We start from the raw sequence: 17,371 nt of genomic DNA on the forward strand, positions 1-17,371 counted from the left end.
TGTTAACTTTAAGTGTTACAGCCCAAGCTTTTTCTCTAAGTAGTGAATGTTTACACCGCCTTTGGCGAACTCACTGTCACGGACCAAGTCTTTTTGCAGGTCTGTGTTGGTTTTAATTCCACCTACCACGAGCTCATCTAAGGCAACACGCATACGACGCAGTGCAATATCACGGGTTTCGCCGTGGGTAATGATTTTGGCAATCATTGAATCGTAGTAAGGCGGTACGCTGTAGCCACCGTAAAGGTGAGAATCTACACGTACACCCAAGCCGCCTGGCGCGTGGAATTTTTCCACTTTACCTGGGCAAGGCATAAAGGTTTTTGGGTCTTCAGCGTTAATGCGGCACTCAAATGCGTGACCGTTAAGCTTAATGTCCGCTTGGGTTACGCTTAATTTGTGGCCTGCGCACACGCGAATTTGCTCTTTAATAAGGTCGAAACCAGTAATCATTTCTGTTACAGGGTGTTCAACCTGAATACGGGTGTTCATTTCAATGAAATAGAAGTTGCCGTCTTCGTAAAGGAATTCAAATGTACCGGCACCGCGATAGCCAATTTCGATACAGGCTTTAACGCATGCTGCGTAAACTTCTTCGCGGATGGCCATATCTATGCCAGGCGCTGGAGCTTCTTCCAATACTTTTTGGTGGCGACGTTGCAGTGAGCAGTCGCGGTCAAAAAAGTGCACGGCGTTGCCTTGGCCATCGGACATTACCTGAACTTCCACGTGACGTGGGTTTTGCAGGTATTTCTCCATGTATACGGTGTCGTCGCCAAAGGCTGCGCCCGCTTCTGCTTTGGTTAGCTGGATGGAGTTCCAAAGTGCGGATTCGGTGTGTACAACACGCATACCGCGACCACCGCCACCGGCAGCAGCTTTAATAATTACAGGGAAGCCAATGCGGTTGCCAATGCGAATGCATTCTTCGCGGTCGTCGGGCAGGGCGCCCCCAGAGCCGGGTACAGTTGGTACGCCTGCTTTTTTCATGGCTTCAATTGCGCACACTTTGTCGCCCATCATGCGAATTACGTCTGGGTCTGGCCCTATAAACGTAAAACCACTTTTTTGCACTTGCTCTGCAAAGTCGGCGTTTTCAGCTAGAAAACCATAGCCTGGGTGCACGGCAACAGAATCGGTGATTTCCATGGCCGCAATAATAGCGGGGATGTTTAAGTAGCTGGCGGTAGAAGGGTGTGGGCCAATGCATACAGATTCATCGGCAAGGCGCACGTGCTTCAGGTCGCGGTCGGCTTTGGAGTATACCGCCACGGTTTTTATATCCAGCTCCTTACATGCACGCAGAATACGCAGCGCAATTTCGCCGCGGTTTGCGATAAGGACTTTATCGAACATAAGTTATATTCCCGAGTCGGTTATACGATGGTTACGAGTGGTTGATCGAATTCGACAGGCTCGCCATCTTTTACTAGAACGGCTTCAATGGTGCCGGACTTGTCCGCTTCTATTTGGTTCATCATCTTCATGGCTTCGATAATGCAGATAACGTCACCTTCTTTAACGCTTTGGCCAACGGTTACGAATGGTGCGGCGCCAGGGCTTGGGCAGCTGTAGTAGGTGCCTACCATTGGCGATTTAACTTCGTGGCCAGAGCTAGCCGGTGCGGCAGCAGGTTCTGCTGGTGCAGCCGCTGGAGCGGCGGCAACGGGTGCAGCAGCAACTGGTGCAGGTTGTACTGCCGCTGCAGCTTGTACCACAGTGCGTGAACCGCGGCTGATGCGTACTGATTCTTCGCCTTCACGGATCTCCAATTCTTCTACGTTGGATTCCTCGAGCAGCTCTATTAATTTTTTGATTTTGCGAATGTCCATTAAACCCTCTCGTTTGCAAGCGCTAACTAATGTAGTTGGTTGATTGTTCGTTTGTTTATTAACTGTCTAGCTTGGCAAAAGCCGCCTGTAGGGCTAGCTCGTAACTTTGAGCACCAAAGCCACAAATAACGCCTTGTGCCAAGTCAGAAAAATAAGAATGATGCCGGAATGCTTCGCGAGTATGCACATTGGAAAGGTGGCATTCGATAAATGGAATATCCACCGCGGCAAGTGCGTCGCGCAGCGCAACACTGGTGTGGGTAAAGGCAGCTGGGTTGATAATAATAAAATTAATACCTTCACCCTTGGCATCGTGAATACGGTTAATTAGCTCGTATTCGGCGTTGCTTTGTAGGGCTTGGAGGTGGTGACCTTTGGCGATGCACATTTCAGTTAACGTGCTATTGATGTCAGCCAGCGTGGTGGCGCCGTATATTTCTGGCTCGCGGGTGCCCAGTAGGTTGAGGTTGGGGCCGTGTAATACCAGAATGGTTGCCATCGCTTTTTCCTGCCCGTGTTGAAACTGTTAGGATTAGCGAGCCTTGAGTGAATGCTCAATGACTGCATAGCCTGAGTTGGGTGGCCACCGGCTGTTTTCAGCAATGGCCACCAATGGGTCGGGATTGTGCCTAAAATGAATGGCTATGTCTATGACCCGCTAACAATTTAGCGGGATTTCTCTGCAGTTTGCTTAATTTTGCCGAAGTTTAAGGCACTGCCTTCTGCATGGCTTCTAAAACGAGCGATTTGGATAGGAACTGAGGTAGTACTACAGGCGGCGTATCTGGCGTGGCGGGGTACATTAAATACAGCGGTACGCTGTTGCGACCAAACTGCTCTAAGTATTGGGTGATTGCCTCTTCGCCATTGGTCCAATCACCTTGCATCATCACTATACCTAATTCTTCTGCCTTGTTCTGTACCTCTTCGGTATTTAGCGCCACAAATTCGTTTACTTTGCAGGTAGTGCACCAGTCGGCCGTTAAATCTACAAATACAGGGGTGCCTTCTTTTCTATATGCGGCTAAGTCGCGTGCAGAGTAGGGTTCCCATTCGTATTGTGTGGGTGCGGCAAACCACTTGGCTGCTATCGCAATGCCCAGTGCAATAACTAGACTTGCAATTGCCGTAGCCAGTCTTATGACATTCCATGTTTTACTTTGGGTGGTTTGCTTAAATAGCCAAAAGCTAAAAGCGATGAGTACGGCGCCCATTACCAGTGCGGCGGCGGCATCGCTGTTTACTTGGTGGCCAAGCACCCACAGCAACCATACGCCGGTTAAATAAAGCGGGAAGGCGAAAAATTGTTTGAGGGTATCCATCCATACGCCCGGAGCGGGCAAGCGGTTGGTCAGTTTGGGGTTGTAGCTTAATAGCAAGAATGGCAGTGCCATACCAAAGCCTAAGCAGGCGAAAATAATGATGGCTATTGCTGCGTGCTGGGTAATGGCAATACCTAAAGCTGTGGCCATAAAAGGGCCAGAGCATGGGCTTGCTACAACGGCGGCGAGTACACCGGTAAAAAACGACGATTTAATGCCTTCGCCAGAGGTAAGGTTTTGGCCCATACCCATCCAGCCGCCACCCAACTCTACAAAGCCCGATAAAACCAAGCCCATAAAAAAGAACAGGTAAACCATAAAGGCAACGAATACGGGGTTTGTGAGTTGAAACCCCCAACCAAGCTGCTCACCCGCTTCGCGAGCGACGAGCATTATTACTGCGAAGCCTACAAATGACAGAACTGCCCCTAGGGTATAAGCCCAGCCGTGCGCGTGTTGTTTATGAGGCGTGACATGGGAGGAGGCAAAGCTAAGCGCTTTTAATGAAAGCACAGGAAATACGCAGGGCATAAGGTTTAGGATTAAACCGCCTAAAATTGCGCTTAACATAACAAGGGGTAAAAACGGCGCGGCTTCTGCGTGCTTTGGCGCCAGTGTGGCTTCAGCTGATTCGGGCAGAGTAAGTGTGGTGAGGGTTGCATCGCTAAAGCTTGCGGCTTCCATTGGCAGTATGGTGCCGTCGGCCTCTACCATAAAATAATGTTTATAAGGGGGGTAGCACAAACCCGCATCGGCGCAGCCCTGAGAGGTGATCATTAGCTCGTAAGGGGGGGCTAAATTGGGGAATTCAGCCTGCATAAATGCTCTGTTGTAAAAAACCTCTAGCTCTTTCTCTAAATACTCATCGTATTTCATTATGCCCGGTTCGATTTGCAGGGCGAGCTTGTAGCCTTCGGTTGCATTGCGGGCCACGGCTTTAAATTGGTGTTGGTATAAATAGTAACCGTCGGCAGCTTTCCATTCGAGGTTAAGGGCAGTGGTTGTGTCGGTTTGTCTGGTTTGCGGTTGCACTTGGTAGGCGTCGTAAACCTTTAAAAAGCCGTCGTCCACAGAGGACAAAAAGCCTTGAGCCTGAGTGCTGGCAGCAGAAAGTAGTAATACGCTAACAAAAATGGCGCACACATAGCGGTACAAAAGCTTTAATGTCATTATATTCATTGCCGAAATCGTTCATTTAATGGAAAGCTTTTGAGCCGCTGTGGTCGAAGAGGTTCCACGCTGTTTGGCAGCTTTCGCGTTTGGTGTCTTAGCGGGCTAGTGTAACTTAGTGTTGTAGATTGGTGCTATTCACCAAAAGGCCTACCGCTATGTGTTTTGTTACGTCTATCTAGGCCATTTTTTGGCCAGTAGGGTAATGTCTAATTCCATTATTATTAGAGTATAAGGGGGATAAGCTTGAACGTGCTTGATGTTCGTGTGATTCGTGTCGCGAATTTGGCGGTTGTTTTCGCGTTTTTAACCGCGTGTGGCAGTCAGCAGGTAAAGCCCAGCGAGCAGCCAGTTGCTGCGGCCGCGCAAATCTCAAAGCCAGTAGCGAGTGCCGCGAAAGCTAAAAGTGCCAAAGAGCGCGTCATAGACGAGCTATTGGCTTCTGCTCAGCAAGCATTTAGGGACGATAAGCTAACCACGCCTAGCCACGATAACGCCTACGACCAATTTCAGTCTGTACTGGCGCTAGACCCCGCAAATTCGAGTGCGCGAGCAGGTGTGCAGGCCATATTAATTAGCTATGCGGAGTGGGCGCGCAACGCGATTGCCAGCGGCGATTACGCCGGCGCACAGGGTTATTTAAATCAAGCGCAGCTCTACTTTCCTGCCAACCCGCTATTGATGGAGCTGCAGCAAACAATCGCCAAAGCCAAGCAGCAGCGCAAGCAGCAAGAGCAGGTGGTGTTGGCCCAGGAGCCACCCGCAGAGCGCACGGAATTTAGCTTGCCTGGCTTGGCGCTTAGTAAAAAATCCCCTGCGGTGGCGAGCTACTTGGCTCGTATTGCCGCTCGGGTGAAAGAATCTGGCGAGAGTGTGATGATCTACGCCCGCAGCGATGCCGAAGGCCGCTGGATTTATCAACAAATGAACAATGCCACCCAGGGCTACCGCGTACGCGGTGATATTCGTGTTGCAAGCGCCCCTAAAATTGTGTTGCTGCCACCACTATAATTAGCTTTTTACCATTAAGCGTGGCCGCGGCGGTGTTTAAAACGGCGAACAGGATTCGCCTGACTATACTTAAGGGTAAGTGCCGCGTTGGTTGCGCGGCGGGCTTAAATTACCAATAAGGGTTCCTGTTCTGTGTCTCTTCTGCGTCGGCTAGTTCTAGCCATTACTGTAATGATTATTGCCCTGCTGGCTGCCAATGTGGTGGTGGGGGTGTACAACGCTCGCAGCTATTTCTCTCACCAGTTACAGGCTTTGGCAGAAGATACCGCCACCTCGCTTGGTTTAACTATTTCCCATGCCGCAAAAGATAAAGATCTCGCTCAAGTAGAGCTGATGATTAACGTAATTTTTGATCGCGGCTACTACCAATCTATTACCTACAGCGATATGCAAGGCAAGGTTGTGGTGTCGCGCTCGCGTGAAATTCGCATTGAAGGTGTGCCACAGTGGTTTATAGACTGGATTGTGATTCCGCAGCGCGCGGGCACCGCCGAGGTGGTGTCGGGCTGGTTTAGGTTGGGGGAGCTGCGCGTGCAAACGCACCCCGGCTACGCCTACCGCGATTTGTGGCGGGTGTTTACCGAGCAGTTGTGGTTGTTCTTTTTTACCGCCGTGCTGTGTTATGGCTTGGCCGGCTTGGGGTTAAAGTATTTACTGCGCCCGTTAAAGCGGTTGGAAGATCAGGCCGACGCTATTTGCCGCAAGGAATTCCCTGTGCAGGAAACGTTGCCCAATACGCCGGAGTTGCGCCGAATGGTTGTGGCCATGAATCGCATGGTGAGCAAAATAAAAGATATGTTTCAGCAGCAGGTAAACCTTACCGAAGAGCTGCGCCGAGAGGCGTCTATTGATGCGCTTACCGGCTTGCCAAATAGGGATGAATTTAACGCTCAGCTAAAGGCGTGGTTGGAATCGGACCACGGTGGCGGTATGGCTGCATTGGTAATAGTGCACGTGGCGGACTTGCAAAGCTTGAACGACACGCATGGCCGCGAAAAAAGCGATGGTTGGTTGCAGCAAATAGCAAAAGTCATAGAGCATTGCTCGTCTGCTTGGCCCAGCAGTATTTTGGCGCGCCGCACCGGCTGCGATTTTTGCTGGTTTGTACCCAGCGTAGCCGAGCGAGAGTTAAACGCACTCGCAACCGATTTAGTTACCCGCATTAAATTGCTGGAGTTTGCCGAAGTTGGCAAATTTAATGTGGGTATAGCCGTGAGCGCGCAAGTGGATTCGTTACCTGCATTGCTGGGCACCGCAGATGCGGCATTGCGCCAAAGTACCAGTTTGGGCGACGGTGAATGGGTGGTTATGCCGCTGGGCAATAAAACGATTCAGCGCGCAGCCGGTGACTGGCGCCCCTTCTTAGAAAACGTAATAAATAACCAATTGCTTTCACTGCACGCCCAGCCCATTGTGGCTCGCAGTGGAGAAAGCCCGATTTACGCAGAAGTGTTATCGCGCATTCAAGATGGCGATGATCTAATCAATGCGGGTGTTTTCTGGCCGCTTGTAGAGCGATTTAAATTAGAAGCTGCAATGGATCGCTCGGTACTGCTTGCGCTTACTCAGCACTTAGCGCAATCTGATCCTCAGTCGCGGCGCTGTTTTGGTGTGAATTTGTCGCCCATGTCGCTTTTCAACCTTGAGTTTACCGAGTGGTTGGAACGAGAAATACTGGCGTCACCTTGTGCATCAAGACTAGTTATAGAAATACCCGAGCGCGCACTTAAGCGCACTGGTGGCTTGCCCGAAATTGTATTCAAACTGGCCGCTGGGGGTGTGCGCATTGCACTGGATAGGTTCGGCTTAATGCCTGCGGCGTTGGGTAGTTTGCAGAATTTGCCGTTAACTTATGTAAAAATAGATCGGCGTTTTATTTCCGGTATTGATAGCCACAAGCAAAATCAGTTTTATGTACGCAATCTGGTACAAATTGCACAAAGTTGTGATATTGAAGTGATTGCCGAAGGGGTGGAAACCTCCGCGGAATGGCGCGTACTTGGGGAACTTGGCGTTGGAGTGGGGCAGGGTTACCTGTTTGCCGAGCCTACAAAAATTTAGCGGTGCACGCCTGTGTTGCACTGCGCAACTCATTGGGGTGTTATGTTTCGTTTAATTGGCGTGTGTATTTTGGTTCTTGTGGGTTTTACCGGCTGCGGACAAAAGCCTAACCCAGAAAGTGTTATTGTTAAAAATGCGTTTATGTATCCCCCCGTACCGGGCAGCCAAGTGGGGGCTATTTATATGGTATTGGAAAACCAAACCTCGTCCCCCATTGTAGTGAACTATATCCATACAACCATTGCGGATAGAGTTGAAGTTCATCAGCACATACATGAAGATGGCATGATGAAAATGCGTCAGGCGAAGCATTTAAAAATTCCCGCCAAGCAAAAACAGCTATTTGAACCCGGCGGCTACCACCTAATGGTGTTTGATTTTTATGAACCCATCACTGCCGGCAGCCGGTTTACGCTCGTAATAGAGTTTGAGGGTGGCCAGCGCGTTGAAGCGCCAGTAGATGTGCGACCACAAGGATAGGAGTAAACATGTTAAATAAAGTTGTACAGTGGCCCGTTAAAATTAAAGATCGGGTAGTGGGTTTATGGCAAGGCTCTGGTGACGAAGCTGTAGAATCCAAAAGTTGGATTAAACTCGGTGTGGCTGCACTGGTATCGCTGCTAGTAATAGCGCTTATTACCGGTATTTTTTGGAGCACCGAACCTGCCCCGTTTTCTGTTCACGATAACGCACTAGAAAGCGTTGCTGGCGACGAAACTAAACTTGTTACCGGTGTAGCGACAACGGCAACGCTTATTCGCATATCCGATACCTTGCTGTCTAAGCGCGGCGGTTATCTTTCTAACGATGCTATTCCGCCCGGTGTTTGGTTAGACAATATTCCCAGTTGGGAGTTTGGTGTACTTGTACAAGTGCGCGATATGAACAAAGCGATGCGCGAAGCCTTCTCTCGCTCGCAATCACAGTCCACGGAAGATAAAGACTTAGCGCTAGCCGAATCGCGCTTTAATTTTGATAACCGCAGTTGGTTGCTGCCGCCCACAGAGGGGCAGTACAAAGAAGGTATCGAGTATCTGCAAGCTTATTTAGATAGGTTGGTGGATGAAGATCAGCAAAATGCTCAGTTTTATGCCCGTGCCGACAACTTGCGCTATTGGTTGTCTACTGTCGAGTCTCGTTTGGGCAGTCTTTCCCAGCGTTTAAGTGCCAGTGTTGGCCAAAAGCGATTAAATACCGATTTAGCCGGCGACTCTGAAGCAACTCAAGCCACCAGTGCACCGAGCGAGATGGTTGTAAAAACACCGTGGAACAGAATTGATAACGAATTCTACGAGGCGCGCGGCAGTGCTTGGGCATTAATTCACATGTTAAAAGCAATAGAAGTGGATTTTGCCGATGTGCTAGAAAAGAAAAATGCGCGGGTAAGCATCCAGCAAATTATTCGCGAATTAGAAGCCACTCAGCAAACGGTATATAGCCCTATGATATTGAATGGTAGCGGCTTTGGCGTATTGACCAATCACTCATTGGTTATGGCCTCCTATATCTCGCGTGCCAATGCAGCCATTATTGATTTACGCGAGTTGTTGTCGCAAGGTTAGCGTTTAATTTATTCGCAAGCGTTAAAATTAAAAGCCCCTGTTAGTTAAGCTATCAGGGGCTTTTTTATGAGGCCTAAAGTTTTAGTGCCAGTATAGGGTTTAGCCTAGCAGCTCTTTGTGTTGTTCTGGGCGCAGGCGCGGCCCAAATTGAGATACAACTACCGAGGCCGCTTTGCTAGCAAGGTCGCCAGCTTGTTGGAAGCTCATGTTGTTGGTTAAGCCATATAAAAAAGCACCGGCAAACATATCGCCTGCTCCGTTGGTATCCACTGGGGTAACCTTGTGTGCCGCAACCGTTATAAACTGCTCGCCATCAAATAGCAGTGCGCCTTTGGCGCCTTGGGTAATGGCAAAGGCCTTGGCGCATTGCTTAAGCGCTTCTGCGGCTGTTTCTACGGTATCGCAGCCGGTGTATTGCAGCGCTTCGGCTTCGTTGCAAAACAGCATGTCTACGCCGTCGCCAATCATCTCTACTAGTCCATCTTTAAAGAAATTAACAATGGCGGGGTCGGAAAGGCTTAGTGCTGTTTTAACGCCTTTGGCCTCGGCGAGTTCGCGCAGCTTGATTGCGGCTGGGCGGCCGGTTGCCGATGTTACTAGGTAACCTTCTATATAAGCCCACTCAGACTCAGCCAGTGCCTGCTCATCAATATCATCTACCGATAGTGTTTCGCTAATGCCCAAGAAGGTGTTCATAGTGCGCTCGGCGTCTGGGGTAATAAACACTAAGCATTTACCGGTGGTGCCACTCGGTTCACCATTCTTTTCGTAATAGCTCACACCGGCTTCGGCTAAGTCGTTAAGGTAAAACTTGCCGTTCTCGTCATTGGCGACGCGGCAGCTATAAAACGTTTTAGCGCCAAAATAGCTTGCCGCAATAATGCTGTTGGCAGCCGAACCACCGCTTGCGCGCTTAGATGCGGCAACATGCTTGGAAAGGGTGCGTATAAGCTGCGCTTGTCTGGCTTCATCAACCAAGGTCATTACACCCTTATCAATGCGTAAATCCTTTAGGTCTAGGTCTGTTACTTCAATTTCAGTATCTACTAGCGCTGCGCCTAGGCCGTATATTTGGTATGTGGGCATGAATAAGGTTTCCTGCGTTTAAAACTTTCAATGGTTATTTTGTGAGAATAGGTGTCACTTTCTTACATCTAAGGTATTATTTTTGCACTAAAGTATGAGTAGTGGCAGTGAATTAGCTAGAAGTTGGTTCAATTGTGGCCGAAATATAATCAGAGCCGCGGAATTCCAGCTATATTCACTATACTGCTTAAAAACGATAAGAAAGGTGCAATTCTAACCACCTAGCTTTTATTTACTAGCGTTTTAAGTATTCAAGCTGCTGTTTGGCTCGCCAAGGCTGTTATGCCGCGAGCAAATAGGGGCCACCAGAGGGGTTTTATGTCTAGGCTGATACGTGATAAAAACAATGGCACGACTACCACGTCGGATGATGGCGAGACCGCGCATTTGCTATTGCCTCTTTCCAGCTCTGCTGTGGTATCCCACCTAAAAGCCTGCCAAAGCTTAGCTGCTAACCATTCTAAAGAAGCCTTTCACAACTATTTAAAAGTGTTAGACGACGCCCTCTCGGTTGAAATCAAAAATGCTAAAACTAACCAAGAAGCACAAGAATTGGGCGAGGTGCAGCGTCAGTTGCGCCAAAATCACGCAGATTTAGAGCGCTACTTTTGCGGCTATTTGGCCGAGGGCTTCGTAAAGTTTAAAAAGCGCGAGTTAAATACCAATATTGGCGTGGCCGATGAGGCGGACTTAGAGAACTTATCCCTTGTAGGTAATGAAGAGCTTGAAGAGACGATTGCTATTTCGGCTATCACTCAGCGCGCAGAATCTTACTTTGCCGAACCGCTGTGGGCGTTGAACCAGCGCTTTGCAGTGTTGAACGGCGGTGAACATGTTACGGAATCTAACAACCCTGCATCCCCCATTCAGTTTTGCGAGTCGCTGCGTAAAGCTATTCGCTTAATACCTATGGATGGCCAAGTGAAGAACTTGGCGTACAAGCTGTACGACGATCAGCTTATTACGCTTATGCGCCAAATAAGTGAAGACTTAAACCTTTATTTAAAGCAGCAGGGCATTCTGCCGCATTTAAAGTTTACTGCGCCGCAAGGGGCCGCGCCCAAGTCGGCACTGGCGGATGATCAAGATTCCGCCGCACCAAGCCCACAAGAGCAAGTGCAAGATGCCCAAGGGCGCTCTGGCCAAGAAGCGGAGTTATCGCCAGAGGATTACCAAAACAATTTACTCTATGCCATTCGCGGTTTGCAAAACCAAATGCTGATGGCCGGCGCTGCCGGTGCGCAAGCGCAACCTGGGCAAGCAGGGCTGGCCCCAGAAACTATATTGCAAGCCCTTGGCGCTCTACAGGCTCGCACTGGCGGTACACCTGCGGTGCAGGGCGAAAACGGCATGATTATACCTGTCGATATAAGTATGTTTTCCCAGCAGCTAGCCCAAGAGCTAGAAGAAGAGGGGGAAGACGGCGCCTTCGATCAGAACAGTATGCAAACAATCGACTTGGTGGGCATGTTGTTTGAGTACATGTTAAATGACGAGAATTTGCCCGATAACGTCAAAGCGATGTTGAGCTATTTACACACGCCATTTTTAAAAATAGCGTTTGTGGACCCAGGCTTTTTCGAACAAGCCGAGCATCCCGCGCGGGTATTGCTTAACAGCCTTGCCGAAGCTGGTGCCCGCTGGGTAGGTAACGACGGCACCTCACAGTACGGCATTTACAACAAAATTAAAGATACGGTTGATCGCATAGTTAAAGATTTCGATAACGATGTGCGCATTATTACCGAGCTGTTAATGGAATTTAGCAGCTACACCAAAAATATTACTCGTCGCCAAGAGCTTATGGAGCGGCGCGCCACCGAAAAGGCCCAAGGCGAAGAAAAGCTGCGCGAAGTAAAGCTTAAAGTAAACGAAGAAGTGCGTTCGCGCACAGAAGGTAAAGAGCTGCCATCTGCTGTGCTGTTGTTCTTACTGCAACCTTGGAGTGATTACCTTTCGTTTGCACTACTGCGCTATGGCGATCGCTCCGAGAAATGGCAGCGTGCTATTACATTAGTCGACGATTTACTGTGGTGTATCGAGCATGAACATGCCGACGCCGATAAAGTGCGTCAAAAGGCTATGATTCCCGATATTACCGCAACCGTGGAAAACGGTTTAGAAACCATAGGCTATGATCAAGCCAAGGGTAAAAAATTACTCGATGCGTTAGTGCAACTTATTCGCCACGCACTACAGAGTAAAAAGGCCGAGCCTGCGCCCGCGCCAATGCGCGATAAGCTAGAAAAAATAGCGGCCGAAAAAGCGGGTACAAAACAAGAGAGCAAAGCCGATTGCACTCCAGAAGAAGCGCAAATGGTTGAAAGCCTAAAAATGATTGAGTTTGGTACTTGGTTTGAATTTGAAGGTGGCAAACGTTTAAAAGTGGCCTGGTACAACGCGCGCACGTCTCATTACATGCTGGTAGATCAAATGGGTAAGCGTGTAGATATGATGTCTGGTTTGAACATGGCCCGCCAAATGATTATAGGCAAAGCAAAAATTATTTCGGGTAGCTCTAAACCTTTTTTCGAGCGTGCGCTTGAGAATATTTACCACAAGCTAAACGAGCAGGCGGAATCCAAAAAGCAGGAAGAGCCAGATGATAAATAAAGAACAGAATAGTCGCCGCTTAGACAGAGTGGGCGTACAGCAGGAAGTGGTTGTACGCGATAGCCTTACTGGCCAAAAGCTGGGCCAGTTGGCTAATATTCACTGCGAAGGTTTTATGCTGTTTGGCGATGAAAATGTACAAGAAAACCACATTTATCAACTGCACTTAGAGCTTAGCCAGCCAATAAATAATGTAAGCAACCTCTCTATAGGCGCAGAATGTTTATGGCTAAATGCCTCGGGGGACAACAGTCAATGTTGGGCTGGGTTCCATATAATCGATATTAGTGATTCAGATAAAACCGTAGTCAACCTAATTGGCAACGACTTAAGCAGTTAGCTCCTTTGTACTGAGGCTACTGCTGGCGTCTCTGTTCTAGCTGTGCCGTATAGCACGCACCCATCTACTATCTCAATGCAAGCCTCCTTCTTGTTCTTGCTCCTGCTTTCGATACGGCCCGTATTGCGGGGCACATATACTTGTCGATCAGTTTTCGTAGACAAAGAGATTTATTTATAGTAATTTTGACTATTACTAAGTGTTGCCGCTCATTTCACCTACACCATGCAACATTAAACGGGTGAGAGGGAGTACGGTAGCCAACAATAAAACAGGTGGAGAGCTAAACCATGCCAGAACATACGCGTAAGCGCTTACTATCAACCTTAGGCCTAGCTTTATCGGGCACAGCTATAACCCTAACGCTTGTGGGGTGCGGTAAAGACAACCCCGCAACTCAAACAGAAGGCAGCCACAGCGCTGGCCATACAGAAGTTGCCGCAGAACAAACACACGACATAGGCGGCCCAGGCCCTGAGGGCAAGCCAATTAACGACCCGCTTGTTACCCACATATACACCGCAGACCCTTCTGCCCATGTGTTTGACGGCAAACTTTATATTTACCCATCGCACGATGTGGAAGCGGGTATTCCGCAAAACGATAACGGCGATCACTTCGATATGCGCGATTATCACGTGCTTTCCATGGAAGAGCCTGGTGGCAAAGTCACCGATCACGGCGTAGCCCTTGCGCGCGAAGATGTAGCTTGGGCTGGTCGCCAACTGTGGGCGCCCGATGCGGCTGAAAAAGACGGCACTTACTACCTGTATTTCCCCATGAAAGATAAGGATGACATCTTCCGCATTGGTGTCGCCAGTGGCAGTACCCCTTATGGCCCATTTAAAGCCGAGCCAGAGCCAATGCCCGGCAGCTATAGCATAGACCCAAGCGTATTTCAGGATGGCGACGACTACTACATGTACATAGGTGGTATTTGGGGCGGCCAGTTGCAGCGTTGGACAACCGGTGAGTACAACCCAGAAGATGTATACCCAGCGGATGACGAGCCTGCGCTATTACCTAAAATGGCCAAGCTAAGTGCAGATATGAAAAGCTTTGCCGAGCCATTAAGAGACATTCAAATTTTGGATGAAAATGGCGAGCTAATTAAAGCTGGCGATAACGACCGACGTTTCTTCGAAGCCGCGTGGGTACACAAATATAACGGCAAGTATTACTTGAGCTATTCAACCGGTGACACCCACTATATTGTGTATGCCATTGGCGATAACCCATACGGCCCGTTTACTTACCAGGGTGTAGTGCTCAACCCCGTTATTGGTTGGACTAACCATCACTCAATTGCTGAATTTAAAGGTAAGTGGTATTTGTTCTACCACGATAGTTCGCTTTCCGGTGGTGTAACACATTTGCGCAGCGTGAAAATGACAGAGCTAACTCACAACCCAGATGGCACTATCCAAACCATTAATGCCTATAAGTAACATGAATTTATAGCCTTAATGGCATTGCTAGCCTTTTACTAGCCGCCGCTCGGCGGCTAGTACCCGCTTACTTCTCGCACTATTTTATTTTTTACCCAAGGAATTCACGCTGGGTGTCGTCCTACTTTTAAACCATGGTGGAACGATACTGGGATTAGGGTAAATGCTGTGCGCACGCTACAATACCGATTACGAAAATAACAATGCGATACTAAGCATGGATGTTGCTCACCAACAGGAAATGATTCGTCAGGCGCAAGCCGGCAATGCAGCCGCTTTCGAAAGCCTGTTAGATCATCACTACGACCTAATTTATCGCTTTGCCTACAAATGGTGTGGCAATGCTGCAGCCGCAGAAGATGTAGCGCAATTGGTGTGTATTAAACTGGCTAAACGCTTAGCTCAGTTTCGGTTTGAGTCGGCCTTTACCAGCTGGTTGTATCGCATAGTGATTAACTGCGCGAAAGATTGGCAAAAAGCCGAGCAGCGTCACACCCATGCTGCCGATGAGCACGCACACGTCGATGCAGAACCCAGTGCAAACGCCCCCAATGCAGAGCATCATATTTACCTTTCTCAGCTACTAAGCCGCATCGACCAGATGGGGGAAGGCTTTCGCGAAACCGCCTTACTTGTGCACAGCGAAGGCTTTAACCATCGCGAGGCCGCCGATATTTTGGGGGTGAAAGAATCCACCATTTCTTGGCGAATACATGAAATACGCAAAAGGCTCACATCTGAAGATGGGGGGCAATCATCATGACTGATTTTGAAAAAGACCTAAATCAATTCGACCCGCCCGCGCCCAGCCCACAGGCCAAGCGCCGCGCTATAAGCGCTGCTATGCAAGCTTTTGAAACTGCCCAGAGCAGCTCTCAAACTGCCCAGAGCAACTTGGAAACAGCCCAGAGCGCGTCGCAAACGGCTGCGCCAGAAACGGCGCAAACTAAAAAAAGTAAAATTAATTCACCTTTGCTCCAAGGATTATTGTTTTGGCGTCGTCCTACCGACAAACAAAACAACAGGAGCAATATTATGTCGCGATTAACCCAGCGCAGTTTTACCATGGGCTTAGCATCAGCCTGTGTACTTACCTTCGGTTTGGTACTTGTATTTCCGCTATTTTGGCAGCGTAGCGACGAGCAAATAATTGTAGATAATAGCGTGCAAGTACCATCGGTTACGATAAAAGAGAAAGCCGAAACCAAAATAGCCGACGTTGCAGAGTCTGAGATGGCTGTGCCGCCCTCCGCGGCGTTGGAAGAAGTTGTGGTAACAGGTATGCGCAGCTCGGCTGCAGAATCTGCAAAACTAAGTAAAAAGCCTGCCGCTAGCCAGAGGCAGGTGAGCGCTATTCGCGCGCAAGACATTGGTGCCTTACCGGATCAGTCTAATGCAGTAGCACTCCAGCGTATTGCTGGTATGCCAGTGGATGGCGACACAATTGTCGCACCTGCGCCACAAGGCAATGACAAATTTGAGCACGTAGAAGAAAACAGCGTAAAAAGTGTTGCTGAAGCACCTGTTTCTACTTTTTCTATCGATGTAGATACAGCCTCTTACTCGTTTGTGCGCCGCCAACTTAACAGCGGCTATTTGCCAGAAAAAGATGCGATTCGCGCAGAAGAATTAATCAATTATTTTGATTACAACTACCCATTGCCTAGCGATAGTACTGCACCGTTCAAGCCAAACATTACCGTTATAGATTCGCCTTGGGCGAAGGGCAAAAAACTTGTGCATATTGGCCTTAAAGGTTACGACATTGCACCCGACCAAAAGCCGCGCACCAACCTCGTGTTTTTATTGGATGTGTCTGGCTCTATGAATTCGCAAGATAAACTGCCCTTAGTAAAGCAATCTATGGAGATGTTGCTATCTACCCTTAACCCCGACGACACCGTAGCCATTGTTGTTTATGCGGGGGCAGCTGGTACGGTGCTTGAACCAACACCCGCGAAAGATAAACAAAAAATACTGTCTGCCATGCAACGCCTGCAAGCGGGGGGCTCTACAGCGGGTGGCGCTGGCATAGCGCTGGCCTACGACTTAGCAGAAGCTAACTTTGATAAAAAAGCCGTTAACCGAGTAATTTTAGCTACCGATGGTGATTTTAATGTTGGCTCAACCAATAACGAAACGTTGCAGGGCTTTGTAGAGCGCAAGCGCGAAAAAGGCATATTTTTAAGCGTGTTAGGTTTTGGCCAAGGCAATTATAACGATCACTTAATGCAAACCTTGGCGCAAAATGGCAACGGCGTAGCTGCGTATATAGATACCGTAAGCGAAGCGCAAAAAGTGTTGGTGCAAGAAGCGTCTTCGTCGCTGTTTCCTATTGCCAAAGATGTAAAAATTCAAGTGGAGTTTAACCCCGCCACCGTGGCCGAATACCGTTTAATAGGCTACGAAACGCGCGCATTAAACCGCGAAGATTTTAACAACGACGCCGTAGACGCCGGTGATATAGGCGCAGGCCATACCGTAACCGCAATTTACGAGATAACCCCAGTGGGCTCGTCAGCAGTATTAATTGATGAATCGCGCTATGCACAAAAAGAAAAAGCCAAAGCGCCGACCAATGCTGAGTACGGTTTCTTTAAATTGCGCTACAAGCTACCCAGCGAAGATACCTCGCGTTTAATCGAGGCGCCCATCCTGCAACAGCAACCGCTAGTACCCGCCGAACTTATGCAAGAGGTTAATTTTTCGGTAGCTGTAGCCGCCTATGCGCAAAAACTAAAGGGCAGTAACTTTTTAAACAAATACAGCTACCACGACATCATTGCTCTTGCACAAGCCAGCAAAGGCAGCGATGAATATGGCTACAGAACAGAATTTGTACAGCTGGTGCGCAAAGCAGAACTAGCAGACGACCTACTACGCTAAGCAAACCCCATTGACGATAAACCTAAACGCCCGAGTATCG

Annotated in this window: 14 protein-coding genes; 9 read left to right on the plus strand and 5 right to left on the minus strand. The window is 48.9% G+C overall.

Features of this window, described 5'->3' with window-relative positions:
- Window positions 1-15: 15 nt before the first annotated feature.
- From accC to SDE_RS04305, 4 genes are all read right to left on the minus strand, one after another.
- A complete protein-coding gene (accC, locus tag SDE_RS04290; protein WP_011467294.1) occupies window positions 16-1,356 on the minus strand; it encodes an acetyl-CoA carboxylase biotin carboxylase subunit in 1,341 nt (446 codons plus the stop codon).
- Window positions 1,357-1,376: 20 nt separating this feature from the next.
- Complete coding sequence (gene accB / locus SDE_RS04295; protein WP_011467295.1) at window positions 1,377-1,832, minus strand: acetyl-CoA carboxylase biotin carboxyl carrier protein; 456 nt, start codon at window positions 1,830-1,832, stop codon at window positions 1,377-1,379.
- Window positions 1,833-1,890: 58 nt separating this feature from the next.
- Window positions 1,891-2,331 carry a type II 3-dehydroquinate dehydratase gene (gene aroQ, locus SDE_RS04300; RefSeq protein WP_011467296.1) on the minus strand — a complete coding sequence of 147 codons (441 nt, stop codon included), beginning with the start codon at window positions 2,329-2,331 and terminating at the stop codon, window positions 1,891-1,893.
- A gap of 208 nt (window positions 2,332-2,539) precedes the next feature.
- Complete coding sequence (locus SDE_RS04305) at window positions 2,540-4,333, minus strand: protein-disulfide reductase DsbD family protein (protein WP_011467297.1); 1,794 nt, start codon at window positions 4,331-4,333, stop codon at window positions 2,540-2,542.
- A gap of 237 nt (window positions 4,334-4,570) precedes the next feature.
- On the opposite strand from SDE_RS04305, the gene SDE_RS04310 reads away from it, so the two are divergent.
- From SDE_RS04310 to SDE_RS04325, 4 genes are all read left to right on the plus strand, one after another.
- Window positions 4,571-5,335, plus strand: a complete 765-nt coding sequence (locus SDE_RS04310; protein ID WP_049762581.1) for a hypothetical protein — start codon at window positions 4,571-4,573, stop codon at window positions 5,333-5,335.
- A 132-nt stretch (window positions 5,336-5,467) separates the two neighbouring features.
- Window positions 5,468-7,396: a bifunctional diguanylate cyclase/phosphodiesterase gene (locus SDE_RS04315; protein ID WP_011467299.1), complete on the plus strand. Its 1,929-nt coding sequence runs from the start codon at window positions 5,468-5,470 to the stop codon at window positions 7,394-7,396.
- A 42-nt stretch (window positions 7,397-7,438) separates the two neighbouring features.
- The gene (locus SDE_RS04320; protein WP_011467300.1) at window positions 7,439-7,876 is read left to right on the plus strand and encodes a copper chaperone PCu(A)C; all 438 of its coding nucleotides are present in this window, start codon (window positions 7,439-7,441) and stop codon (window positions 7,874-7,876) included.
- Between the two features lie 8 nt (window positions 7,877-7,884).
- Entirely contained in the window at window positions 7,885-8,958 is a 1,074-nt protein-coding gene (locus SDE_RS04325; protein ID WP_011467301.1) for a DUF2333 family protein, read from the plus strand.
- Window positions 8,959-9,057: 99 nt separating this feature from the next.
- Here SDE_RS04325 and SDE_RS04330 read toward each other — a convergent pair whose 3' ends face one another.
- The gene (locus tag SDE_RS04330; protein ID WP_011467302.1) at window positions 9,058-10,044 is read right to left on the minus strand and encodes an adenosine kinase; all 987 of its coding nucleotides are present in this window, start codon (window positions 10,042-10,044) and stop codon (window positions 9,058-9,060) included.
- A 318-nt stretch (window positions 10,045-10,362) separates the two neighbouring features.
- Here SDE_RS04330 and SDE_RS04335 point away from each other — a divergent pair, with 318 nt between their 5' ends.
- The 5 genes from SDE_RS04335 to SDE_RS04355 all read left to right on the plus strand — a co-directional run bounded on the left by SDE_RS04335 (window position 10,363) and on the right by SDE_RS04355 (window position 17,331).
- Window positions 10,363-12,657 carry a DUF1631 domain-containing protein gene (locus SDE_RS04335; RefSeq protein ID WP_011467303.1) on the plus strand — a complete coding sequence of 765 codons (2,295 nt, stop codon included), beginning with the start codon at window positions 10,363-10,365 and terminating at the stop codon, window positions 12,655-12,657.
- Window positions 12,647-12,997 (plus strand): UDP-3-0-acyl N-acetylglucosamine deacetylase, encoded by a 351-nt coding sequence (locus SDE_RS04340; protein ID WP_011467304.1) that lies wholly within the window; start codon window positions 12,647-12,649, stop codon window positions 12,995-12,997. Before SDE_RS04335 ends, SDE_RS04340 begins: the two co-directional genes overlap by 11 nt.
- Window positions 12,998-13,287: 290 nt before the next feature.
- Window positions 13,288-14,445, plus strand: a complete 1,158-nt coding sequence (locus tag SDE_RS04345; RefSeq protein ID WP_011467305.1) for a glycoside hydrolase family 43 protein — start codon at window positions 13,288-13,290, stop codon at window positions 14,443-14,445.
- A 163-nt stretch (window positions 14,446-14,608) separates the two neighbouring features.
- Window positions 14,609-15,208, plus strand: coding sequence for an RNA polymerase sigma factor (locus SDE_RS04350; RefSeq protein ID WP_011467306.1), 600 nt, complete (start codon window positions 14,609-14,611; stop codon window positions 15,206-15,208).
- Entirely contained in the window at window positions 15,205-17,331 is a 2,127-nt protein-coding gene (locus SDE_RS04355; RefSeq protein ID WP_011467307.1) for a vWA domain-containing protein, read from the plus strand. Before SDE_RS04350 ends, SDE_RS04355 begins: the two co-directional genes overlap by 4 nt.
- Window positions 17,332-17,371 lie beyond the last annotated feature (40 nt).

Source organism: Saccharophagus degradans 2-40, assembly GCF_000013665.1.
GTDB classification, from domain to species: domain Bacteria; phylum Pseudomonadota; class Gammaproteobacteria; order Pseudomonadales; family Cellvibrionaceae; genus Saccharophagus; species Saccharophagus degradans.

What these genes read in the sequence shown, in the direction of transcription:
- SDE_RS04335 (WP_011467303.1), top strand. Translation starts at nt 10,363, where the DNA reads ATGTCTAGGCTGATACGTGATAAAAACAATGGCACGACTACCACGTCG.
- SDE_RS04340 (WP_011467304.1), top strand. Translation starts at nt 12,647, where the DNA reads ATGATAAATAAAGAACAGAATAGTCGCCGCTTAGACAGAGTGGGCGTA.
- SDE_RS04330 (WP_011467302.1), bottom strand. Translation starts at nt 10,044, where the DNA reads ATGCCCACATACCAAATATACGGCCTAGGCGCAGCGCTAGTAGATACT.
- SDE_RS04350 (WP_011467306.1), top strand. Translation starts at nt 14,609, where the DNA reads ATGCTGTGCGCACGCTACAATACCGATTACGAAAATAACAATGCGATA.
- accB (WP_011467295.1), bottom strand. Translation starts at nt 1,832, where the DNA reads ATGGACATTCGCAAAATCAAAAAATTAATAGAGCTGCTCGAGGAATCC.
- aroQ (WP_011467296.1), bottom strand. Translation starts at nt 2,331, where the DNA reads ATGGCAACCATTCTGGTATTACACGGCCCCAACCTCAACCTACTGGGC.
- SDE_RS04355 (WP_011467307.1), top strand. Translation starts at nt 15,205, where the DNA reads ATGACTGATTTTGAAAAAGACCTAAATCAATTCGACCCGCCCGCGCCC.
- accC (WP_011467294.1), bottom strand. Translation starts at nt 1,356, where the DNA reads ATGTTCGATAAAGTCCTTATCGCAAACCGCGGCGAAATTGCGCTGCGT.
- SDE_RS04345 (WP_011467305.1), top strand. Translation starts at nt 13,288, where the DNA reads ATGCCAGAACATACGCGTAAGCGCTTACTATCAACCTTAGGCCTAGCT.
- SDE_RS04320 (WP_011467300.1), top strand. Translation starts at nt 7,439, where the DNA reads ATGTTTCGTTTAATTGGCGTGTGTATTTTGGTTCTTGTGGGTTTTACC.
- SDE_RS04325 (WP_011467301.1), top strand. Translation starts at nt 7,885, where the DNA reads ATGTTAAATAAAGTTGTACAGTGGCCCGTTAAAATTAAAGATCGGGTA.
- SDE_RS04305 (WP_011467297.1), bottom strand. Translation starts at nt 4,333, where the DNA reads ATGAATATAATGACATTAAAGCTTTTGTACCGCTATGTGTGCGCCATT.